Source organism: Paracoccus jeotgali (assembly GCF_002865605.1).
Classification (GTDB): Bacteria; Pseudomonadota; Alphaproteobacteria; order Rhodobacterales; family Rhodobacteraceae; genus Paracoccus; species Paracoccus jeotgali.
Genome location: NZ_CP025583.1, coordinates 888,473 through 910,491 on the forward strand (window position 1 = coordinate 888,473; position 22,019 = coordinate 910,491).

The 22,019-nt window shown below is 65.7% G+C and carries 23 protein-coding genes; 20 read left to right on the top strand and 3 right to left on the bottom strand.

All coding sequences use genetic code 11. The features are described from left to right. Both CYR75_RS04495 and CYR75_RS04500 read left to right on the top strand, forming a co-directional pair. On the top strand, nucleotides 1–1,329 hold the full coding sequence (locus CYR75_RS04495; protein ID WP_101498999.1) for a site-specific DNA-methyltransferase: 1,329 nt from the start codon (nucleotides 1–3) through the stop codon (nucleotides 1,327–1,329). Beyond that, nucleotides 1,326–1,628, top strand: coding sequence for a DUF7220 family protein (locus CYR75_RS04500; RefSeq protein WP_404825360.1), 303 nt, complete (start codon nucleotides 1,326–1,328; stop codon nucleotides 1,626–1,628). Before CYR75_RS04495 ends, CYR75_RS04500 begins: the two co-directional genes overlap by 4 nt. Here the strand turns inward: CYR75_RS04500 and CYR75_RS04505 are convergent. The 3 genes from CYR75_RS04505 to CYR75_RS04515 all read right to left on the bottom strand — a co-directional run bounded on the left by CYR75_RS04505 (nucleotide 1,610) and on the right by CYR75_RS04515 (nucleotide 2,777). Continuing rightward, complete coding sequence (locus CYR75_RS04505) at nucleotides 1,610–2,179, bottom strand: DUF3489 domain-containing protein (RefSeq protein ID WP_101499000.1); 570 nt, start codon at nucleotides 2,177–2,179, stop codon at nucleotides 1,610–1,612. The two genes, CYR75_RS04500 and CYR75_RS04505, sit on opposite strands and share 19 nt — an antisense overlap. Nucleotides 2,180–2,274: 95 nt before the next feature. Then, nucleotides 2,275–2,493 (bottom strand): hypothetical protein, encoded by a 219-nt coding sequence (locus CYR75_RS04510; protein ID WP_101499001.1) that lies wholly within the window; start codon nucleotides 2,491–2,493, stop codon nucleotides 2,275–2,277. A 14-nt stretch (nucleotides 2,494–2,507) separates the two neighbouring features. After that, nucleotides 2,508–2,777 carry a hypothetical protein gene (locus CYR75_RS04515; protein WP_101499002.1) on the bottom strand — a complete coding sequence of 90 codons (270 nt, stop codon included), beginning with the start codon at nucleotides 2,775–2,777 and terminating at the stop codon, nucleotides 2,508–2,510. Nucleotides 2,778–2,888: 111 nt separating this feature from the next. On the opposite strand from CYR75_RS04515, the gene CYR75_RS04520 reads away from it, so the two are divergent. From CYR75_RS04520 to CYR75_RS04600, 18 genes are all read left to right on the top strand, one after another. Then, on the top strand, nucleotides 2,889–3,449 hold the full coding sequence (locus CYR75_RS04520; protein ID WP_101499003.1) for a hypothetical protein: 561 nt from the start codon (nucleotides 2,889–2,891) through the stop codon (nucleotides 3,447–3,449). 10 nt (nucleotides 3,450–3,459) lie between these two features. Further along, nucleotides 3,460–5,400, top strand: coding sequence for a phage terminase large subunit family protein (locus tag CYR75_RS04525; protein ID WP_404825361.1), 1,941 nt, complete (start codon nucleotides 3,460–3,462; stop codon nucleotides 5,398–5,400). 2 nt (nucleotides 5,401–5,402) lie between these two features. Beyond that, nucleotides 5,403–5,612: a phage head-tail joining protein gene (locus CYR75_RS04530; protein ID WP_101499005.1), complete on the top strand. Its 210-nt coding sequence runs from the start codon at nucleotides 5,403–5,405 to the stop codon at nucleotides 5,610–5,612. Continuing rightward, nucleotides 5,612–7,168 (top strand): phage portal protein, encoded by a 1,557-nt coding sequence (locus tag CYR75_RS04535; protein ID WP_101499006.1) that lies wholly within the window; start codon nucleotides 5,612–5,614, stop codon nucleotides 7,166–7,168. The genes CYR75_RS04530 and CYR75_RS04535 overlap by 1 nt, the downstream gene beginning before the upstream one ends. 5 nt (nucleotides 7,169–7,173) lie before the next feature. Beyond that, nucleotides 7,174–9,228, top strand: coding sequence for a prohead protease/major capsid protein fusion protein (locus tag CYR75_RS04540; protein WP_101499007.1), 2,055 nt, complete (start codon nucleotides 7,174–7,176; stop codon nucleotides 9,226–9,228). Between the two features lie 77 nt (nucleotides 9,229–9,305). Further along, nucleotides 9,306–9,641, top strand: coding sequence for a DUF2190 family protein (locus CYR75_RS04545; RefSeq protein WP_101499008.1), 336 nt, complete (start codon nucleotides 9,306–9,308; stop codon nucleotides 9,639–9,641). Continuing rightward, on the top strand, nucleotides 9,641–9,952 hold the full coding sequence (locus CYR75_RS04550) for a head-tail joining protein (RefSeq protein ID WP_101499009.1): 312 nt from the start codon (nucleotides 9,641–9,643) through the stop codon (nucleotides 9,950–9,952). Before CYR75_RS04545 ends, CYR75_RS04550 begins: the two co-directional genes overlap by 1 nt. Continuing rightward, a complete protein-coding gene (locus tag CYR75_RS04555; protein ID WP_101499010.1) occupies nucleotides 9,949–10,575 on the top strand; it encodes a DUF6441 family protein in 627 nt (208 codons plus the stop codon). Before CYR75_RS04550 ends, CYR75_RS04555 begins: the two co-directional genes overlap by 4 nt. A gap of 89 nt (nucleotides 10,576–10,664) precedes the next feature. Further along, nucleotides 10,665–11,636: a GIY-YIG nuclease family protein gene (locus CYR75_RS04560; protein ID WP_225972838.1), complete on the top strand. Its 972-nt coding sequence runs from the start codon at nucleotides 10,665–10,667 to the stop codon at nucleotides 11,634–11,636. A 10-nt stretch (nucleotides 11,637–11,646) separates the two neighbouring features. Continuing rightward, nucleotides 11,647–12,066: an acyl-CoA transferase gene (locus CYR75_RS04565; RefSeq protein ID WP_101499011.1), complete on the top strand. Its 420-nt coding sequence runs from the start codon at nucleotides 11,647–11,649 to the stop codon at nucleotides 12,064–12,066. Between the two features lie 24 nt (nucleotides 12,067–12,090). Beyond that, nucleotides 12,091–13,029 carry a phage tail tube protein gene (locus CYR75_RS04570; RefSeq protein ID WP_101499012.1) on the top strand — a complete coding sequence of 313 codons (939 nt, stop codon included), beginning with the start codon at nucleotides 12,091–12,093 and terminating at the stop codon, nucleotides 13,027–13,029. After that, on the top strand, nucleotides 13,029–13,466 hold the full coding sequence (locus CYR75_RS04575) for a hypothetical protein (RefSeq protein ID WP_101499013.1): 438 nt from the start codon (nucleotides 13,029–13,031) through the stop codon (nucleotides 13,464–13,466). Before CYR75_RS04570 ends, CYR75_RS04575 begins: the two co-directional genes overlap by 1 nt. 98 nt (nucleotides 13,467–13,564) lie before the next feature. Further along, nucleotides 13,565–13,693 (top strand): DUF7697 family protein, encoded by a 129-nt coding sequence (locus CYR75_RS16590; RefSeq protein ID WP_264080904.1) that lies wholly within the window; start codon nucleotides 13,565–13,567, stop codon nucleotides 13,691–13,693. Beyond that, the gene (locus tag CYR75_RS04580; RefSeq protein ID WP_101499014.1) at nucleotides 13,686–16,103 is read left to right on the top strand and encodes a phage tail tape measure C-terminal domain-containing protein; all 2,418 of its coding nucleotides are present in this window, start codon (nucleotides 13,686–13,688) and stop codon (nucleotides 16,101–16,103) included. Before CYR75_RS16590 ends, CYR75_RS04580 begins: the two co-directional genes overlap by 8 nt. Continuing rightward, the gene (locus CYR75_RS04585) at nucleotides 16,103–16,729 is read left to right on the top strand and encodes a DUF2460 domain-containing protein (RefSeq protein WP_101499015.1); all 627 of its coding nucleotides are present in this window, start codon (nucleotides 16,103–16,105) and stop codon (nucleotides 16,727–16,729) included. The genes CYR75_RS04580 and CYR75_RS04585 overlap by 1 nt, the downstream gene beginning before the upstream one ends. After that, nucleotides 16,726–17,610, top strand: coding sequence for a DUF2163 domain-containing protein (locus tag CYR75_RS04590; protein ID WP_101499016.1), 885 nt, complete (start codon nucleotides 16,726–16,728; stop codon nucleotides 17,608–17,610). Before CYR75_RS04585 ends, CYR75_RS04590 begins: the two co-directional genes overlap by 4 nt. Then, entirely contained in the window at nucleotides 17,607–18,038 is a 432-nt protein-coding gene (locus tag CYR75_RS04595) for an NlpC/P60 family protein (protein WP_101499017.1), read from the top strand. The genes CYR75_RS04590 and CYR75_RS04595 overlap by 4 nt, the downstream gene beginning before the upstream one ends. Before the next feature lie 9 nt (nucleotides 18,039–18,047). After that, entirely contained in the window at nucleotides 18,048–22,016 is a 3,969-nt protein-coding gene (locus CYR75_RS04600; RefSeq protein ID WP_101499018.1) for a baseplate multidomain protein megatron, read from the top strand. The last annotated feature ends 3 nt before the right edge of the window (nucleotides 22,017–22,019 follow it).

The following is a 22,019-nucleotide window of genomic DNA, read 5'->3' on the forward strand; positions in this document are numbered from 1 at the left end:
ATGACCTTGAGCTTTGCCCCGGACGCGATCGAGACCTGGCCGCTGGCCAAGCTCCAGCCCTACGCGAAAAACGCGAAGGCGCATGGCTCGGATCAGGTCGCGAAGATCGCCGCCAGCATGGCGGAATTCGGCTGGACGGTTCCGTGCCTGGTCGCGGACGACGGCGAGTTGATCGCGGGCCATGGCCGGGTGCTGGCGGCAACCCAGCTCGGGCTGACCGAAGCGCCAGTGATCGTGCTCGGGCATCTGACCGAGGCGCAGCGGCGGGCTTACCGGATCGCGGACAACAAGCTGACCGAACTGGGCACCTGGAACGAGGCGCTGCTGTCTGCGGAACTGAACGACCTGCTGGCGGAGGACTACGATCTGTCTCTGGTCGGTTTTTCCGATGGTGAGTTGGACAAGCTGCTGGCCTATGTGCCGGAGGAGGATGGCGACGAAGGTGGTGCCGGGGGCTCTGTGCCGCCGGTGACCATTCCCGAGCCGCCGCGCAATCCGGCATCGCAAACCGGCGACCTGTGGATCCTCGGCGATCATCGGTTGCTCTGCGGCGATAGCACCAGCGCTGCCGATGTACGCCGCCTGATGAATGGCGAGCGGGCGATCCTGTTCGCGACCGATCCGCCGTACCTCGTCGACTACGACGGCTCGAACCATCCGACACGGAACAAGGATTGGTCGGCGTCTTATGGCACCACCTGGGACGACAGCAGCCAAGGTGCGGAACTGTACGATGGCTTCATCGCCGCTGCAGTGGCTGAGGCAATCGCCGAGAACGCGGCCTGGTATTGCTGGCACGCCTCGCGTCGTCAGGCGATGCTGGAAGCCTGCTGGGAGAAGGCTGGGGCATTCGTTCACCAGCAGATCATCTGGGTGAAAGACCGCGGTGTCCTGACCCGGTCGCACTACCTCTGGAAGCACGAGCCCTGTTTCATGGGCTGGCGCCGCCCCAACCGGCCGCCGAAGGTTGCCGAGGAAACCCTACCGTCGACTTGGGCGCTGCCCAGCTTCGCCAAGGACGACCGGCCCGAGCACCCAACGCCGAAACCACTCGACGCCTTCGGGATTCCGATGCGCCAGCATGTGGCGCGGGGCGGTCTCTGCTACGAGCCGTTCTGCGGCTCCGGCTCGCAGATCATGGCGGGCGAGGCCAACGGCCGCCGCGTCTTCGCGATGGAGATCAGCCCGGCTTATGTCGATGTCGCAGTCGAACGCTGGCAGGCCGAAACCGGTCGCGAGGCTATCCTCGATGGGGACGGTCGGACCTTCGCCGAGTCCAAAGCCGAGCGGCTGGGCCAGCCCGCGAAGGACGAGGAGGCGGCCGCATGAAGCAATCGCGCGCCATGTCGCTGGTCGAGTCCGTCGCCAATGTGACCGTCGGCTACGGAGTCGCGGTCGCAACCCAGATCGTTGTCTTCCCGATTTTCGGGCTGCACACGACTCTGGCGCAGAACCTGAAGATGGGGTCCATCTTCACCATCGTGTCGATCGGCCGTTCCTTCGCCTTGCGGCGGCTGTTCGAGGCGATCCGGGTAAAAGCGACGAAGCCGCCGCTGACAAGGCGACGGCTTCCCTATAGTAGGGACTTCAGCGGCGAGGCGGATCGAAATCAGCGCTCGATACGATAAACCCGTCCCCGGTTCTCAACCTTCTTCGAGGTGATCTCGAGGCCGAGCTTCTTTTTCAGCGCCCCGGCCATCGCGCCGCGCACCGTGTGCGATTGCCAGCCCGTCGCTGCCATGATCTCCTCGATGGTCGCGCCGTCCGGCGCGCGAAGCATGGCGATCAGCGTGGCCTGCTTGGTGCCCTCGCGCGGCGTGCGCGTCTTTGGCGCGGCCTCCGGTTCGGTCGGAACGTCCTGCGCGAGAGTGTCGGTCGGCGCGTCCGTCGCGCCCGCAGGCGCGATGTTCGAGTCCTCGGGCTTGATGCCGATGGCGGCGAGGCCTGCGTCGGTAGCGACCAGCGTGACACCGTGGGCGTCGCCGGTCTCGCGCCAGACGGGCTCGCCCTTGCGCATGTCGGCTTCGACCTCTTCGAGGAAGCCCTTGGTGAGCATCGCGCCGACCACCTTGGCGGCGGCCCCGCCGCGCAGGCTGTCGGGCAGCGGCAGGGCAATGCGGTCCTTATTCTGGGCCGCGCGGGACAGGATGATCGTCTGGGTGTCGGAAAGCTTGGTCATGAGGGTCGTCTCCGTTCTCGGACCGCGACCGTCGCGGTCTTCTACGATCCCAAGCCGCGCAGGGCGCGCGGCCGGAGTTCGGGCGAAGGCCGAGGTCAGATCAGCCCGAGATCCCGCAGGAGTGCTGCAGCATCAGGCAGCCGGTCGGTGGCGACATCGATGGCGATGGTCATGCTGTCGGCGGTGAGGCGCGCGGGAATGTCGGCTTCCTCGCGGAACGATGCTTCGATTTCGTCGAGAACCGCCGGGATGCGGCTGGTGTCCCAGGGCTCGTTGAGGCCGCGAATGGCGATGCGGATGGTGCTGGTTTCCATGGCGTTGGCTCCTGTCATTCGGCGTGCTCGCCTTCGCTGAAGGCGCTGTCGGTGATGCGCTTCAGGAGGCTTGCGTAATGCTCAAGCGTGCCGACATGGCCCCAATTCACCTCGTCGGGGTGGGCGTCGAAATGGTCGTCGCTCAGGCTCGACAAGCGGGCGAGCATCTCGTCGATCTCGGCCTTTTTGCCGATGAATGCGTTGAGCGCTGCCTCCTTGTTCCGCGCAGCCTTCTCTGCACGCAGTTGGTGGCGGGGTGTGGTGATCGGGTTCAGGCGGGTCATCGCGGTCGCTCCGTGCTGAGTTGCATCGTTTTCGTAGGATCACGTTCGCTCTGGCGCAGAGGCTTATCAACTACATAAGCACATGATTTTGAATGATAATCGGAGCGCGCAATGGAGGGTCTGAGCGAGCGCCAATACGCCGCCCGCGTCGGCCTTTCACGCGGGGCGATCCAGAAGGCCAAGGCCACGGGACGCGTGGTGCTGCACGGCGATGGCAGCATTGACGCGGTGGCCAGCGATGCCCTGCGCGCTGAGGCGACCGATCCGTCCAAGACACGGAAAGCACCGCAGCCAAAGCTCAAACCCGTCCCGGAGGCGGCGGTATCTGCCGTAGGCGAAACGCTGCGCGAACAGGGAATGGCAGCCCCGCCTGTCGGCAGCGGCACCACGTTCCTGCAGGCAAAGACGGCCAATGAAGTGCTGAAGGCGCAGGAACGCCGTATCCGGCTGCAAAAGCTGAAGGGCGAGCTGATCGACCGGGCCCGCGCTCTGTCGCTGGTGTTTCGGCTGGCGCGGCAGGAGCGCGACGTCTGGGTGAACTGGCCCGCCCGTGCGGCGGCGTTGATGGCGGCTGATCTGGGTGTGGAGCCCGCAGCAATGCAGAAGGTTCTGGAGAAACATGTCCGTGCCCAGCTCGACGATCTTGCCGAGGTCAAACCCGATCTCCGGTGAAACGGACGACATGCTGGAATTTGACGGCGCTGCGGAAATCCTGCGCGCCTGGGGTGCTGGCCTCACGCCGGATCCGGACCTGACCGTGTCCGAATGGGCGGACAGGCACCGGATGCTCTCGGGCCGCGCGTCAGCTGAACCGGGCCGGTATCGAACCGCGCGCACGCCCTACATGGGCGAGATCATGGATCGGTTGTCTCCTGGCGATCCGACACAGCGGATCGTGTTCATGAAGGCCGCGCAGGTCGGTGCGACAGAGGCAGGTAACAACTGGATCGGCTTTGCGATCCACCAGGCGCCGGGCCCGATGCTCGCGGTGCAGCCGACGGTGGAACTGGCCAAGCGGAACTCGAGGCAGCGGATCGATCCGCTGATCGACGAAAGCCCGGAGTTGCGGCAGCGGGTGAAACCCGCGCGCTCGCGTGACGCGGGCAATACGATGCTGTCCAAGGAATTCGCGGGCGGCATCCTGATCATGACCGGGGCGAACTCGGCCGTAGGTCTCCGCTCGACCCCGGCGCGGTACATCTTCCTCGACGAGGTCGATGCCTATCCAGCCTCGGCCGACGAGGAAGGCGATCCGGTCACGCTGGCCGAGGCCCGGTCGTTGACCTTCGCCCACAGGCGCAAGGTGTTTCTGGTTTCGACGCCGACCATTCGGGGGATGAGCCGGATCGAGCGGGACTATGAGGCCAGTGACCAGCGCCGGTTCTTCGTGCCCTGTCCGCATTGCGGCGCGATGCAGTGGCTCAAATTCGAACGGCTGCGTTGGGAAAAAGGGCAGCCGGAGATGGCTGAATATCACTGCGAGGGCTGCGACCAGCCCATCGCAGAGCACCACAAGACGGCGATGCTGGAAGCAGGCGAATGGCGCGCGACGGCCGTTGCGGCTGATCCCGGTACCGTTGGTTATCACCTCTCGGCCCTCTATTCGCCGATCGGCTGGCTGAGCTGGGAGCGGATTGTGCGGGCCTGGGACGCGGCGCAAGGGTCGGACGAGGCGATCAAGGCGTTCCGCAACACGATCCTCGGCGAGACATGGGTCGAGACCGGCGAAGCCCCTGACTGGCAGAGGCTCTATGACCAGCGCGAACGCTGGAAACCGGGCGTTGTCCCGGCGGGCGGGTTGTTCCTGACCGCCGGTGCCGACGTCCAGAAAGACCGGATCGAGGTCGATGTCTGGGCCTGGGGCCGTGGGCTGGAAAGCTGGCTGGTTGATCACATCGTGATCGAGGGCGGGCCCGACCGGCATGAGGCTTGGGGCGACCTGACCGAACTGCTTGGCAAGACATGGCCACATGAACGCGGCGCGCATCTGAAGATCGCGCGACTTGCCATCGATACCGGCTACGAGGCTCCGGCGGTCTATGGCTGGTCGCGGGCGCAAGGGTTTGCACAGGTCGCACCAGTCAAGGGCGTCGAAGGCTTCAATCGCGCCAGCCCGGTGTCGGGCCCAACTTATGTGGACGCGACCGAGGGCGGCAAGCGTCTGCGCCGAGGTGCACGCCTCTGGACCGTGGCGGTGTCGACCTTCAAGGCCGAGACCTATCGCTTCCTGCGGCTCGAGCGGCCGACCGAGGAGGAAATTGCCGCCGGGGCGGCATTCTCACCCGGCACGGTTCACCTGCCGCACTGGATCGAAAACGAATGGCTGAAGCAGTTCGTCGCCGAGCAACTGGTCACCGTGCGCAGGAAGCGCGGCTTCGCCCGGCTGGAATGGCAGAAGCTTCGGGAACGCAACGAGGCGCTGGACTGCAGGGTCTATGCCCGCGCTGCCGCTTGGATCGCGGGCGCGGATCGCTGGACCGACGAGAAATGGCGCGACCTCGAGGATCAGCTTGGGGTCATCGACGCCTCTGCGGATCCGGCGGGGCAGATCAACAGGCAAACGCAGACGTCGCAGGGCAAACGCCGATCCGACTGGCTCGGACGGCGCGGAGGGTGGTTTTGAACATGACGGATTGGACGGAAACCGAACTTTTTGCGCTGCGCCGCGCCTATGCCAGCGGCACGACCCGGGTCAGCTATGACGGAAAATCCGTGGACTATGGCTCGGCCGAGGATCTGCTGGCGCGCATCCGCACCATCGAACGCGCCATCGCCGGGACGACAAATCCATTGCCGATCGCCGGGCTCGCGGGCTTCTCGCGCGGAGATCGCTGATGTCGGCGAACTGGTTTGACCATGCGATTGCCACGGTGGCTCCGCGCGCAGCGGCGCGCCGCGTTCTTGCCAGGCAGGCGTTTGGAACCCTGACGCGGGGCTACGATGGTGCCGCGAAGGGGCGGCGCACTGAAGGCTGGCGCGCGCCAGGCACTTCGGCTGACACAGAAGTCGGCGTGGCCGGGGCGCTCTTGCGCGACCGGATGCGCGATCTGGTGCGCAACAACCCGCACGCGGCCAAGGCCGTGGCGGTGCTGGTGAACAACATCATCGGAGCGGGCATCATGCCCCGGGCGGCCAGCGGTAATGACAAGCTGGACCGAAAGGTCGATGCACTCTTCGCGCGGTGGTCGGACGCCGCTGACGCGGACGGTCAGCTCGACTTCTACGGGCTGCAAACCCTGATCTGCCGCGAGATGGTCGAAGCGGGCGAGGTTTTGGTGCGCCGACGCCTGCGCCGGGCGAGCGACGGCTTGCCTGTCCCGCTGCAATTGCAGGTGCTTGAGGCCGACTTCCTCGACGCCACCAAATCAGGCGCGCTCGGTGCAGGACGCCTGGTGCAGGGGATAGAGTTTGACCCGCTCGGAAAACGTCGGGCTTATTGGTTGCACGCCGAACATCCGGGCGATGCCTATGGCGCGATGCAGAACGGTCTGCAGAGCCGCCCGGTGCCGGCCAGCGAGATCGCCCATGTGTATGAGAAGCAGCGCACACAGGCGCGCGGCGTGCCCTGGGGCGCGCCGGTGATCCGCAGCTTGCGCGATCTTGACGACTATGAGGTTGCCGAACTGGTCCGAAAGAAAACTGAGGCCTGCGTGACCGCCATCGTCTTCGGCGATGACGAGGCGCAGCAGGGCATCGCGCCGTCTGTGGTCGATGCCGATGGCAACCGGGTCGAGCAGTTCGAACCGGGCCTTATCGCCTATGCGCGCGGGGGCAAGGATATCCGGTTCAACCAGCCCTCGGCCACGGGTGGCTATGGCGAATACAAGCGGGCGAGCCTGCACACGATCTCGGCCGGGTTCCGGGTGCCCTATGAATTGCTGACCGGCGATCTCAGCCAGGTGAACTATTCCTCGATCCGGGCGGGGCTCGTGGAGTTCCGCCGCCAGATCGACGCCGTGCAATGGCAGCTGTTCATTCCGATGTTCTGCGCCCCGGTTTGGCGCTGGTTCACCGAGGCCGCGTGGGCCGCAGGGCAGATCCCATCGCCGGACGTACCGGTCGAATGGTCGCCGCCCAAGTTCGAAGCGATCGATCCGCAGAAGGACGCAATGGCCAACCTGCTGTCGATCCGCTCCGGCACCATGACGCTGGCCGAGGTAATCGCCCGGCAGGGGCGCAACCCTGACGCCGTGCTAGCGGAAATCGCCGCCACAAACGCCAAGCTTGATGCACTCGGGCTGGTGCTCGACAGCGATCCGCGCCGCGTCACCAAGACCGGCAGCGCACAGACCAGCGATCCGGCGAATGATCCTGCCAATGACCCGGCGAGCGATCCGGAAGCCGACTCCAATACGGACCCGGCGCGGCCCGACTCCGACGAACAGGACTGACCAACATGGACACGATGATCGAATTACCGGCCCTGCGCCGGTCGGCGGAGCTTGCGCCAAACTCAGCTGATACTGACGCCCGCACCGTTGAGGTGATCTGGTCGGCGGGCGCGCGTGTTCGCCGGTCGACCTTATTCGGCGAGCCCTATGACGAAGAGCTGAGCCTCGACCCGACCCATGTGCGGCTTGATCGTCTGAACGCGGGCGCGCCCTTCCTGAAGGTGCATGAGATCGACACGCTCGACGCCGTGATCGGCTCGGTCGTGCCGGGTTCGGCGCGTATCGAAAACGGTCGCGGCATTGCGCAGGTCAGGATTAGTGAGCGCGCGGACGTCGAACCGATCTGGCGGGACATCCAGGCCGGGCACATCCGCGCGGTCTCCATCGGCTACCAGGTCCATCGCTTCGAAGTGTCCAAACCTGAAGCGGCCCGAGAACTCTGGCGGGCGGTCGACTGGACGCCCTTCGAGGTGTCCGCCGTGCCCGTTGGGGCAGATCCCGCCGCAGGGTTTCGCGCCCAATCCCCACTTCACGACTGCGTCCTCCATCGCCGGGACGTCCCAGCCACCCAAACAGGAGCCATCCCGATGACGGACAAACCCAACGCCCCGGCCGCAGAGGCCAAAGATCAGCCCAGCGACCCAATCGCGACCGAGGACACTACCATGACTGAACCGAAGACGCCTGTGGCCGAACCGAAAGCTGTTGCCAGCGAAACCCGCGCGCAGCCGAAGCCGCAGAAGGCCGACACTGCGGCCGCACCCGATACCGAAGCCGTCGCGACCCGGGCCCGCGACACCGAACGCGACCGAGTCTCCACGATCTATGACCTGGCGGGCCGCCTGAACCTCGAGCGCAGCTTTGCCGAGGATTTGGTCAAGCGCGGGACCGAAATCGGCGAAGCACGCCGTCTGATCCTCGATCAGGTCGCCGCCAAATCTGGGGAAACCCGCACCTTCAGCCAGGTGTCGATCCCGCTAGGTGGCCGAGATGAGCAAATCACCCGCCGCGATGCTGTGGCGAATGCGCTGCTGCACCGCTATAGCCCGACGCTCTTCACTCTGGAAGATCCCGCCCGCCAGTATCGTGGCATGACGCTCATGGAACTGGCCCGCGAAAGCCTCGGAAATGCGGGCGTGAACACGCGCGGCCTGTCGCGTGACGAGGTGGCAACGCGCGCGCTGCATTCGACCTCGGACTTCCCCGAGATCCTGTCGGCGGTCACCAATAAGACCTTGCGCCAGGCCTATGATGCCTATCCCCGGACCTTCATGCTGTTCTGCCGTCAGGTGCTGGCCACCGACTTCAAGGCGATGCACCGGGTCCAGCTCGGCGAAGCGCCGCAACTTCTGGAGGTCAGCGAGAGCGGCGAGTTCAAGCGCGGCACGCTCGGCGAGAGCAAGGAAAGCTACAAGGTCAAGACCTATGGCCGGGTCGTCGCCATCACGCGCCAGACGCTGATCAACGACGATCTCGACGCCTTCACCCGGATCCCGGCGATGTATGGCAACTCGATCGCGCAACTGGAGTCGGACGTGGTCTGGGGCATCATCACCGCCAACCCGGCAATGGCCGATGGCAACGCGCTGTTCCACACCACCCACAAGAACCTCGCAGGCACCGGGGCGGCGCTGGCGGTCGAGGCGGTTGGTGCGGCCCGCGCTGCCATGGCCAAGCAGACCGGCCTCGACAAGAAGACGGTGCTGAACGTCCGGCCCGCCTTCCTGATCGTGCCCGCATCGCTCGAATTGAAGGCAGAGCAGATGGTCGCCCAGAACCTAGTGCCCGCAGCGACGTCGAACGTCGTGCCGCAGTCAATCCGGACGCTCGCGCCGATCAGCGAGCCCCGGCTCGATGCGGCGAGCGAGACCGCTTGGTATCTGGCGGCCAGCCCGAACCAGATTGACACCATCGAGTACGCTTATCTCGAGGGCCAGCAGGGCGCATACATCGAAACCCGCAACGGCTTCGACGTCGACGGGGTCGAGATCAAGTGCCGCCTCGACTTCGGCGCCAAGGCCATCGACTGGCGCGGTCTTTACAAGAACCCGGGCGCATAACCGGGTCATCCCTGACATCTCACCTCCGCCGGGCGGCCCAATCGGGCCGCCCGTTCCCTTTTGCAAAGGATCCCGCAATGAAAAACTACGTGCAGCCCGGCAACACCATCACCCTGACCGCACCCTATGCGGTCTCATCCGGCGACGGCCTGCTTGTCGGCTCCATTTTCGGCGTGGCCTCCGGGGATGCTGCCAACGCCGAAACGGTCGAGGCCGCGCTCGTCGGCATCTTCGACCTGAAGAAGGTCGCCAGCCAAGCCTGGTCCGCCGGTGACAAAGTCTATTGGGACAACACCAACAAGGAAGCCACCAAGACCGCCACAGCGAACACGCTCATCGGTGTGGCGACCGAAGCTGTCGCTGGCGGCGCGGGCGACCTGATCGGCCGGGTGCGCCTGAACGCGAGCTTCTGATGACGGCATTTACCGCCGTCGTTGATGCGCTGTACGCGGATCCCAACATCGGACGAGAGGCGGTCTACACTTCCGATGGCGGCGCACCCGTTCTGGTGCGCGTTGTTTCCCGGCAGGCTGATGCGATCACCGACTTCGGCGACGCGCGGCTCTGGTCGGAAACGACCCGGGTCGATCTACGCGTCGCGGAGGTTCCGGCCCCACGTCCGGGCGACCGATTGGAAGTCGACGGCGAAGCCTTCCTTATTCAGGGCGAGCCCACCCGCGACCGGGAACGGTTGGTTTGGACTGTGGACCTGAGGCCCGCGTGAAACTGAAGGTCGACATCGATCCGGACATCGTGGCCATGATGGCAGCCGAGGTCGCGGCGGGCGAACGCGCCGTGACAGCTGCCATGCGCGAGGCCGGGAGCGGGCTCAAGACTGCCTGGCGCACACAAATTACCGGCGCGGGGCTTGGGCGACGGCTTGCCAACTCGATCCGTAACCAGAACTTCCCGCGGTCGGGCGAAAGCCTTGATGCGGCGGCATTGGTCTGGTCCAAAGCCCCGGTGATCGTCGGCGCTCACGATACCGGCCCGCTGATCCGCTCGAAGGACGGCTTCTGGCTGGCAATCCCGCTGCCCGCCGCAGGCAAATCCACGCGCGGCGGCCGGATCAACCCCGGCGAATGGGAACGGCGGCGCGGTCTGCGCCTGCGGTTTGTCTATCGCCGGACGGGTCCGAGCCTGCTGGTGGCGGAGGGACGGCTGAACACCAAGGGCCAAGCGGTGGTGTCGCGCTCGAAGACCGGGCGCGGAAAGGTCACCGCGCCGATCTTCTTGCTGGTGCCGCAGGTGAAGTTGCCGAAGCGGCTGGATCTCGCGCGGGATGCAGACCGGGCGTTGGACATGGTGCCGGGGCTGATCGTGGCGAATTGGGTGGAAGCGAGATAGACAGCGCCCCAAACCAACATCGACGCGAAGCCCGCGATCCGATATGCGCTTGAGATAGATTGGGATATCGCCTTCGATGGAAACGAATAATGGGATTGGATGCAGAGTCTTCGGTTTGGCTGACTGGTTTTTGGGGCTTCGCTCCCGAAGAGGAAGGAATTCTCGGCTTTACTGACCCCAAGGACAGAGACCGGTTGTTCTCAATGATCGAGGATCGCCAACTGGTTTGCATCTATGGCGCGGCGAGCCCGGAGACCGATAGCAAGATCGTTCACCATCTGCTGGGTGTGCTGGAGGTGGAGAGAACCGCAATCGATTCTTGGGACAAGATGTCCGAAGCGGCTAAGGAACGAAACATCCGTCTCGGGCGCCAAGACAAGTGGCGGAATGCCATGCCCGTGCGACGCGCCTGGCGGACATCACACACACTCGACGTCAAACAGGTCTTCCCAAAGAGCTATGATCCGAGCAATGGCCGATACCTTGCACGCTTCGGAACTTGGCTGGTCCCCGAGGAAGCTCGTTGGCTTTTGGAAAAGGTCCCGTTTGTTGAAACCAACGTCTATGGCGAGCCGCCTGTCCAAGTTGAAGAAGATGCAGCCGCCGTCGCTTCAATTGCCTCGTTCTTGAAGCCATCGAAAGGCATTTTCGGGGCGTTTGGTGACCGCTCCTATGAAACTCAGGATAAGCCGCATGAATTGTATTTGGCGCGCTTTCCCGATGGGGCTGACCTGCTGGCGGGACGGCCAGTTCCCAGAGGCGCAGGGCTGGTGAAGATCGGGATAAGCGGAGATATCAAGAACCGCCTAAAGGCTTTGAATCTCAGTTTTCCTCAGTCATCGACCATTGGGTGGAAGATTATCCGTACCGCCAAGTTTCCAAATCGTGCAAGCGCCGGTGATGCCGAAACCGCCTTCAAATCGCACGCCGTTGAGGAGTTTGGCGCGACATCGTTGGGCAAGGAATTCTTCGTGATGGACCTGAACAAGGCGGAATCCCTGTTCAATTCCTTGTCGCCCGCTTCCGGTCTTGATCTTCGGCTTACGACAAAACGGAAATAGTGAGGCCTCAATGCCCACCCCTCGCGAAACCATCCTCGCCGCGCTGCACGCGCGGCTCTTGGCGCTGCCTGCCACGGCCTTGCGCGGCGAGGTGCTGCCTGAGCGCGTGCCGACGGATGGCTTGCTGATCCTGCGCGACGGGGAACCGGGGGAGCCGGAGGTGACGCTGTCGCCGCTGCGCTACCACTACCAGCATCGCGCCGAGATCGAGGCGGTTGTGCAGGATGCCGACCGCGATGACGCTTTCGACACACTGACCGCGGGCATCGGCATAGCGCTCGCCGCCGACCGCACGCTGGGCGGCCTCTGCGACTGGATCGAGGCTGAAGCGCCGCGCCCGGTTGATCTGCCGGTCGAGGGTGCGGCGAGCCTGAAGGCCGCCGTCATTCCGGTGGTGCTGCACTATTCAACGGTCGATCCGCTCGGCTGATCCCCAAAGTTCAAGGAGAACACGATGGCACGAGCCCAAGGGGCGCGGGCGCAGATGGCGCTTGCGTTCGAGACGACCTATGGAACGCCGCCGGTGGGTGGCTTCACCAAGATGCCCTTCGCCAGCACCTCGCTTGGCGCGGAGCAGCCGCTGCTGAACTCGGAATTGCTGGGCTACGGCCGCGATCCGCTGGCGCCGATCAAGGATGCGGTGACGGCCGATGGCGATGTCGTCGTGCCGCTCGATGCCGAGGCCTTCGGCTTCTGGCTCAAGGCAGCTTTCGGCGATCCAATCACGACCGGCACCGGCCCCTGGACCCATGAATTCCAGTCTGGGTCCTGGTCGCTGCCCAGCATGTCCATCGAGACCGGCATGCCCGAAGTGCCGCGCTTTGCGATGTATTCTGGATGCGTGCTCGACCAGATCAACTGGCAAATGCAGCGATCTGGTCTGCTGACCGCGACGGCGCGGCTGGTGGCGCAGGGCGAGACCGTGGGCACGACGACCAGCGCCGGGACGCCAGCTGCTCTTGAATTGCAGCGCTTTGGCCATTTCAACGGCGCGATTACGCGCAACGGATCGGCGCTCGGCAACGTGGTTTCAGCCGACATCACCTATGCCAACAACCTCGACCGGATTGAGACCATCCGCTCGGACGGGCGTATCGATGGGGCAGACCCGTCTATTGCCGCTCAGACCGGCTCCATCGAGGTGCGTTTCGCCGACCAAACGCTGGTGACGCAGGCGATCAATGGCGATCCCTGCGAGCTCGAGTTTGCCTACGTCCTGCCCTCTGGCGAGAGCTTCACCTTCACCGTGCACGCCGTCTATCTGCCGCGCCCCCGGATCGAGATTTCCGGACCGCAGGGCGTGCAGGCCACCTTTGACTGGCAGGCCGCGCGTGACAGCACGGTCGGCCGGATGTGCACCGCCACCCTCGTGAATGACGTGGAGATCTATTGATGCTGACCCTCGATCTGACGAATGCACCCCGCTGGCACGACCTCGCGCCGGGCGTCCGGGTGCAGCTGCGTCCACTAACCACGGCGCTAATGGTTGCGACGCGCAGCGACCCCGTAGTGGAGGCGGTCCCCGAGGCCGCATCCGACGAGGAACGCGCTGTTGCCTTCGCCAAGGCGCTGGCGCGCCGGGCAGTTCTCACTTGGAAGGGCATCGGCGACGCAGATGGCAATCCCATCGACCCCAGTCCCGAGGCCATCGACGCGCTCCTCGACATCTGGCCGATCTTCGAGGCTTTCCAACTGACCTATGTCTCCAAAGGCTTGCTGCTGGAACAAGAAAAAAACGTCTCCGCGCTCTCGCCGAATGGTCCTTCGGCGGGGGCGAGCGCTACTGCGACGCGTGCGAAGCGACCTGCGAAGGCTGCCCGGCGCGGCTGAACCAACCCATCACATTTGAGGGCTGGCAGGTCTGGGACCTCGTTGGCCGTCTTGGCGGCCAGCTGCGTGTGCTTCCCGGCGCGATTGTCGGCTGGGACATGTCGGCGGCGCTGGCGCTGGCCGATGCTCTCGGCGTGCCACCTGCCGCAGCAGCTGAACTGTTGCCCGTCATCGAAGCGGTGATGGTCGCCAAACTCAACGAACAGATGGATCATTCCAATGGCTGAGAAGCGCGTTTCTGTCCGCCTTGCTGCGGTAGGCGGCCGACAGGTGCGCGCCGAGTTGGAAGGCGTGGGCGAAGCCGGGGCGCGCGGCTTCGGCCGCCTTAGCAGGGAAATGGAAGCGGCCAATACACGGCTCGCGGCGTTTTCCCGCCGTGTCACAGTGGCCGCCGCTGCCGCCGTGGCCGCCGCTGCTGCTGCTGGCGTGGCGATGGTCCGATCCGGGCTGCAGACCGTCGACGCGCAGGCCAAATTGGCTCAGTCTCTCGGGACCACGGTCGCCTCGATCCAGACGTTGGAGCGGGCGGGTGAGTTGGCGGGCGTCTCCATCTCCGGGATTGAGCAGGCGACCAAGGATCTAACACGCCGCCTCAGCCAGGCCGCCGCCGGGACCGGACCCGCTGCCGATGCGCTGGAGCGGCTGGGGCTGTCGGCTGCCGATCTGATTTCCCTGCCGCTGGATCAGCGAGTGGAGGCGATCAACGCCGCCATCGAAAGCTTCGTGCCCGCCGCAGAACGCGCCGCCGTCGCGGGCCAGCTTTTCGGCGAGGAAGGCTCTATCGCAATGTCGCGGATCGACACCGCGACGCTGCGCCAGGCGACAGAGGATGTTCTGGCCTTCGGTGTCGTCGTATCGGAGCAGGATGCCGATCAGATCGAACGGACGAACGATGCGCTCTCGCGGCTCGGTCTGATCTGGCGCGGGCTGTCGAACCAGCTGGCCGTCGCAGCAGCCCCCGCGCTGGAAGCCGTGGCCAACGCCATGGCGGCTGTGGCAAGCCGCACCGGTCCGCTCGGCATCGCGATCCGGGGCCTGTTCGACAACATCGGCCGTCTAACCAACTATGCCGCCACGTTTGTGGCTTTTCTTGCAGGGCGTTGGGTCGCCGGGATGGCGGTTGCTGCCCTGTCGGTCCGTGGGCTCGCCACCGCGCTGGTCCTGCTGCGCGGCGCACTGATCCGCACCGGCATCGGGGCGTTGATCGTCGGCGCGGGCGAACTCGTCTATCAGTTCACCCGCCTCGTGTCTGGCGCGGGCGGATTTGGCGAGGCAATGTTGCTCCTGAAGGACCTCGCCGTCGAGGTCTGGGACCGCATCAAGATGGGGGCTGCGGCGGCGGGCGCTGCCGCCACGGCGATGTTCTTCGATCTGAAGGCCGATGCCGCCTCGGGCATGCAGAGCGCCATCGAGAGCGTCGTGGCTTTTGGCAACACGGCTGCAAACACGTTTGAGGGCGCCTATGAGGCGATCAAGGCCATCTGGGGCATGCTGCCAGCCGCCATCGGCGATCTGGCGTTTCAGGCGGCCAACAGCCTGATCGATGGCGTGGAAGCGATGCTGAACGGCGTCGTCTCGCGGATCAACACGTTCATCGGCGGGATCAACCAGGGGCTGGAGGCGCTCGGCTCCGAACGGCGTATTTCTATCATCTCCGATCTTGATCTGGGTCAGATCGAGAACCGCTTTGAGGGTGCCGCGACGGCCGCGACGACCGCTGCCCAGACTGCCTTTGATCGGGCTTTCGAGGACAACCCGCTCGCCGCACCCGATCTCGGGCTCACCCAAGCGGCCAATACTGCGCTTGCCACCGCAAATACCTATCGCGGTGCCGCGCGCGATCTGGCCGAGGGGGCACGCGCGCCGCTCGCCAGTTGGCAGGCGTTGCGCGATGCGGTGCGGGGCAGCGATGAAGGTAGCGCGGACGCGCTGACCGAGGCGACCAACGCGGCGGCGCGGTTCGAGACAGCCCTTGGCGATGCCGGACAGGCGGCCACGAGTGCGGGCGCAGCGGCCGGGGCTGCTGCCACTGCAGCCGAACCTGACACCGACGCCGCAGTTTCCGGCTGGCAGTCGGTCACCGCAGCGCTCAGCGACTATGCCAGCAAGGCACGCGAGATTGGCGGGGACATCGGCCAAGCGCTGGTCGGCGCATTCCAGTCGGCAGAGAACGCGGTTGGCGAGTTCGTCAAGACCGGCAAGCTGGATTTCCGCGATCTCACCACCTCGCTGCTGGCCGATCTCGCCAAGCTGGCGGCGCGTCGGTTCATCCTCGGGCCGATCGCCAATGCGCTTTCCGGCGCGCTTGGGGGTGCGGGCGGGATTTTCGCGAACATCTTGCATGCAGGCGGCATGGTAGGTGCCTCCGCGCCAGGCAGAATGGTTCCGGCGATGGCCTTTGCGGCTGCGCCCCGGATGCATTCCGGCGGTGTGGCGGGGCTGCGCCACGATGAAGTCCCGGCCATCTTGCAACGCGGCGAGCGCGTGCTGTCTCGCCGCGAAGCTCAGAGCTACGGCGCAGCCGGTGGCGTGAATGTCACCATCATGGCGCGCGACGCCGAAAGCTTCCGACAGTCGCGGACACAGGTCGCGGCCGACATCGCTCGCGCGGTGTCGCTCGGGCGAAGGGGCATGTGATGGCGTTTCACGAAGTCCGGTTTCCCGACAATATCAGCCGGGGTGCGCGCGGCGGGCCCGAGCGGCGGACCCAGATCGTCGAACTCGCTTCTGGCGACGAGGAGCGCAACGCCAGTTGGGCCAATTCGCGTCGCCGCTACGATGTCGCCTATGGCATCCGCCGCGCCGACGATCTGGCGGCCGTGGTTGCCTTTTTCGAGGCGCGCAACGGTCGGCTACATGGGTTCCGCTTCAAGGACTGGGGCGACTACAAGTCCTGCCTGCCTTCGGGCACGCCATCGCCGACGGATCAGTCGATCGGCACCGGCGATGGCACGACGACCGCCTTCCAATTGGTGAAGCGCTACGCGTCCGGCGCACAATCCTGGACGCGCGCCATCGCCAAGCCTGTGACCGCAACTGTTCGCATCGCGCTTGGCGGGGTGGAGCAGCCCTCCGGTTGGTCCGTCGACACAGCGACCGGCGTCATCACCTTCAGCGCCGCGCCGGGCTCCGGTGTCGCGATCACCGCAGGCTTCGAGTTCGACGTGCCCGTCCGCTTCGACACTGACGCGCTCGACGTGACGCTTGATCTCGAGCGGCTGGGCTCGATCACCTCCATTCCACTTCTGGAACTCCGCCGATGAAAAGCATCACCCCCGATCTGCAAGCGCATCTGGGCGACGGGACAACAACGCTATCCTGGTGCTGGCGCATCCTCCGCGCCGACGGCGCGAGTTTTGGCTTCACCGATCACGACCGGACGCTGACGTTCGACGGCACGAACTTCGAGCCGGAAAGCGGGCTGACGGCTTCAGAGGTGCGCTCGGGCTCGGACCTGTCGGTCGATGCGCAGGATGCTGAGGGCGTTCTGACCTCCGACCGGATCACCGAGACCGACATTCTGGATGGCCTCTGGGACAACGCCGAGGTGGAGGTCTGGCGGGTGAACTGGGCGGACACCGGCCAACGCGTGCTGATGCGACGCGGCGCCATCGGCCAGATCCGACGCGGGCGGCTCGCCTTTGTCGCCGAGGTCCGCTCGCTCGCCCATGTGCTCGGCCAGACGGTCGGACGGACGTTTCAGGCGACCTGCGATGCCGCACTCGGCGACGCCCGTTGCGGCATCGATCTGGAGAACTCCGCGTTCAAGAGCACGGGTGGCGTCATTGATCTCCTGCGCGACCGGGCCTTCACAGCCTCAGGGCTCGGCAGTTTTTCGTCCGGCTGGTTCACCTTCGGCACCGTCGAATGGACAAACGGCACGAATGCCGGTCGGCGCGCCGAGATCATCGCACATGACGTGACAGACGGCATCGCAGTGCTGACACTGCTCGAAGCACCAGTGCGGTCTATCGCGGGCGGTGATGCTTTCGCGATCCGCGCAGGTTGCGACAAGCGTATCGAGACCTGCAGCACGACGTTCGCCAACACTGCCAATTTCAGGGGTTTCCCGCACATCCCGGGGCAGGATGCGGTGCTGAGATACGCCACGAAGGATGGCGGGCATGAGGGGACGGTACTTTGAACGCTGATCCCGCACGCGTCATCGCCATCGCGCGCTCTTGGCTGGGCACGCCGTATCACGACCAGGCCAGCCTTCGGAGTGTCGGCTGCGACTGCCTTGGATTGGCCCGCGGCGTCTGGCGCGAAGTCGTCGGGCCAGAGCCGTTCCCAATCCCGCCCTACAGCCGGGACTGGGGCGAAACCGGACCGCGCGAGGTTCTGGCCGAGGGCGCCCGGCTCATGATGCCAGAGATTGCACCCGCTGACGCCGGTCCCGGCGTGCTGGTCCTGTTCCGGATGACGCCCCGCGCCATCGCCAAGCATGTCGGGATCCTCACCGGGCCCGACACCTTCCTCCACGCCTACGAGCGCCTCGGCGTCATCGAGGAACCGCTCACTCAAGCCTGGCGGCGGCGCATCGCCTTCGCTTTCCTGTTCCCGCAACGCTGAGATCATCCCATGGCGACCCTCGTTCTCGGTGCCGCTGGCGCTGCCATTGGCGGCAGCATTGGCGGCGCAATCCTCGGCGTCAGCGCTGCCACCATCGGTGGCTTCATCGGCTCCACCATCGGCTCGGTCGTGGACAGCTGGATCATCTCGTCATTGGCGCCAACCCAGCGGATCGAAGGTGCGCGGATGGACAATCTGCGCATCACCTCGGCCACCGAAGGCGCGGTGATCCCGCGCCTCTATGGCCGCATGCGGATCGGCGGCAATATCGTCTGGGCAACCGATTTCCGCGAGGAGACCAAGACCACCACGCAGGGGGGCGGCAAGGGTGGTGGCGGGGGCGGCAAGGTCAAGACAACCGAATACTTCTACTATGCGAGCTTTGCAGTCGCGCTCTGCGAGGGTCCGATCACCGGCATTGGCCGGATCTGGGCCGATGGGAAACTGCTGGATACCGCCGGGATCACTTGGCGCTGGTATCCGGGAGACGAGAACCAGGCGGCCGATCCGTTCATTGCGGCGAAGATGGGGGCAGTAAGCACACCGGCCTATCGCGGCACGGCCTATGTCGTTTTCGAGGACCTGCCGCTCGGCAACTATGGCAACCGCATCCCGCAGCTAAGTTTTGAGGTGTTCCGCCCGCTTGCCGATCCGGACACGGCGGAGGGGCTGACACAAGCGGTCACCATGATCCCGGCGTCTGGCGAGTTTGCCTATGCCACGCAGGGCATCCGGAAGGGCGGCGGAGGGTCGTCGGAGCCAGAGAACCTGAACGCGCTGACCGACACTGCCGACATGGTGGTCGCTCTGGACCGACTTCAGGCGATGGCCCCGAAAGTCGAGAGCGTATCGCTGGTGGTGGCCTGGTTTGGCGACGATCTGCGCGCGGGCTCATGCAAGGTGCGGCCAGGGGTCGAGGTATCCGCCAAATCGACCACGCCGTCGGCTTGGTCCGTGAATGGCGTCAGCCGCGCCAATGCCTTTCTGGTCAGCCGCGATGATCAGGATCGCCCTGTCTATGGCGGCACGCCCGCCGATTTCGCGGTGGTGCAGGCGATCCAGGAGATGAAGGCGCGTGGGCTGCGCGTCACCTTCTACCCGTTCATCCTGATGGATGTCCCGCCCGGCAACAGCCTGCCGAACCCGTATTCCGACAACGCCGCTGAGACGGGGCAGCCCGCGTTTCCCTGGCGCGGCCGGATCACCTGTTCTCCGGCTGCTGGTTACGCTGGGACGGTGGACAAGACCGCCACGGCCGCCACGCAAATCACGGCGCTGTTCGGTTCGGCCACGCCCGCGAGCTTCAGCGTCTCGGGCAACAGCGTCAGTTGGACCGGATCGCCCGGCGACTGGGGTTTGCGCCGCATGGTGTTGCACTATGCCCATCTCTGCGCGGCAGCGGGCGGGGTCGATGCCTTTCTGATCGGCACCGAGATGCCGGGCCTGACGACCATCCGCTCGGGCGTAACCACCTATCCGGCGGTGCAGGCCTATCGGGACCTTCTTGCGGACGTCCGCTCCATCCTCGGATCGGGTGTGAGCCTTGGCTATGCGGCCGACTGGAGCGAGTATTTCGGGCACCAGCCGGACGACGGCACCGGCGACGTTTTCTTCCACCTCGATCCACTCTGGGCCGATCCGGAGATTGATTTCGCCGGGATCGACAACTACATGCCGCTCTCCGACTGGCGCGACGGGTTCGAGCATACGGACGCGGCTGACGGCTGGCCCGCGATTTACGACCGCGCCTATCTGCAGGCGAACATCGCGGGCGGCGAAGGCTTCGACTGGTTCTATGCCCGCGCGGCTGACCGATCCGCGCAGGTCCGGACCGCGATCACCGACGGTGCCGCCAGTAAGCCATGGGTCTTTCGATACAAGGATCTGAGCGCCTGGTGGTCGAACCCGCACTACAACCGTCCCGGAGGCGTCGAGAGCGGCACGCCGACGGCATGGGTGCCGCAGTCCAAACCGATCTGGTTCACCGAGCTCGGCTGTCCCGCCATCGACCGGGGCACCAACCAGCCGAACGTGTTCTTCGACCCGAAGTCATCCGAGAGCTTCACGCCGCATTTCTCGCGGGGCTGGCGCGACGACGCCATCCAGCGCGCCTATCTCGAGGCGACTTACCTCTGGTGGGGCGTCCCGGCGAACAACCCCTTGTCCTCGGTCTACGGCGGCCGGATGGTGCATGTGCCCGAATGCGCCGCCTGGACCTGGGACGCGCGGCCCTATCCCTTCTTCCCGGCGCTGACCGACGTCTGGACGGACGGCGCGAACTGGCGGCTGGGGCATTGGCTGACCGGAAGGCTGGGAGCGGTGTCGCTCGCAGCGCTCGTCCGGCATCTATGCCTGCGCGCCGGGCTCCCTGAGGACCGGATCGACGTCACCGGCCTCTGGGGCGCGGTAGAGGGCTATGCCATCGGCGCGCTGGAGAGCCCGCGTGCCTCGATCACCACGCTGTCGCGGCATTTCGGCTTCGACGCAGTGGAGACCGAGGGCGCGATCCGCTTCATCATGCGCGGCCGGGCCTCCGTCGCCACCCTCGGGCCTGACGACCTGGTGGCACCCCGCGAGGGTGACGTGCTGGAACTGACACGCGGCCAGGAAACCGAACTGCCGCAGGCGCTCAAATGGCAGGTCGCCCGCGCTGACGAGGACTACGAGGCTGCGCAGGTCGAGGCGCGCCGCATCACCGTGGACACGACGCGGATCGCGTCCGAATCCTTCCCCATGGCGGTGCCGCCCGAGGAGGCCGAGCGCCGCTGCCGCCGCGCGCTGATGGAAGCCTGGACCGGGCGGGAAACGGCGGCGTTCCGTTTGCCGCCGTCGCTGCTGGCGCTCGATCCGGCCGATGTCGTCACATTGGACCATGACGGTCGGCACATCCCGCTGCGGCTGGTCTCCATCGCGGATGCCGAGGCACGCGGGATCGAGGCCGTTCGCCAGGACCGGGAAGCCCACGACCTTCCGCCCGGATCGCCACGCCCGTCCTCGCTCTCGAAAGCCGTTGTGTTCGGCGCACCCGAGCTGGCGCTGCTGGACCTGCCGCAACTGATAGAGGATCAACCCGCGCATCGGCCCTTCGCCGCAGCGCACGCCGTTCCCTGGCCGGGCGAAATGGCGGTGTTCCGCAGTCCCTCTACCGATGGCTTCGAGCTGCTGACGACATTTGGCGGCCGGGCCCGGATCGGAACGCTGGTCTCGGATTTCTTCGCAGGCCCCACCTCGCGCTTCGATCTCGGCAATGCGCTGGTGGTCGACTTGCTGACCGGCACGCTGGAAAGCGTCACGGACCTGACATTGCTCGGCGGCGCGAACGCGCTCGCCATCGAGAGTGCGCCCGGCGTCTGGGAAATCGTGCAGGCGGGCGTTGCGGAACTGATCGCCCCCGGCCGGTATCGGCTCACCCGGTTGCTGCGCGGCCAGCGCGGCACGGAAGCAGCCATGTCCAATCCGGCTCCGGCAGGCGCGCGGGTTGTGGTGCTGGACGACGCTCTCGCCTCATTGCCAATCGCCGAAGCCGATCTCGGGCTGCCATGGAACTGGCGCATCGGCCCGGCAAGCCGCTCTGTCAGCGACGAGACCTACGTTGCGCAAGCCTTCACGCCGGTGGGCGTCGGGCTACGGCCGTTCTCCGTGGCCCATGTGGAGCAGCCATGGCGCAGGCCGCGCACGCCCGGCGATCTGACCATCCGCTGGACACGAAGGTCCCGCGCGCTTTCCGCCGACAGCTGGGGCGCGGCCGACGCGCCACTAGCAGAGGAAACCGAGGCTTACGAGGTCGAACTCCTCGACGGCGCAACGGTCAAGCGCACGCTGACAGCGACCGCGACCAGCGTGGTCTACACGTCCGCCCAGCAGACCGCCGACTGGGGTGCGCTGCTTGGGCCCAGCAACACGCTCGACATCCGCATTTTCCAGATCTCTGCCATGATTGGGCGAGGTGCGGCCAAAACTGTCACGCTCCAACTCTGAGGA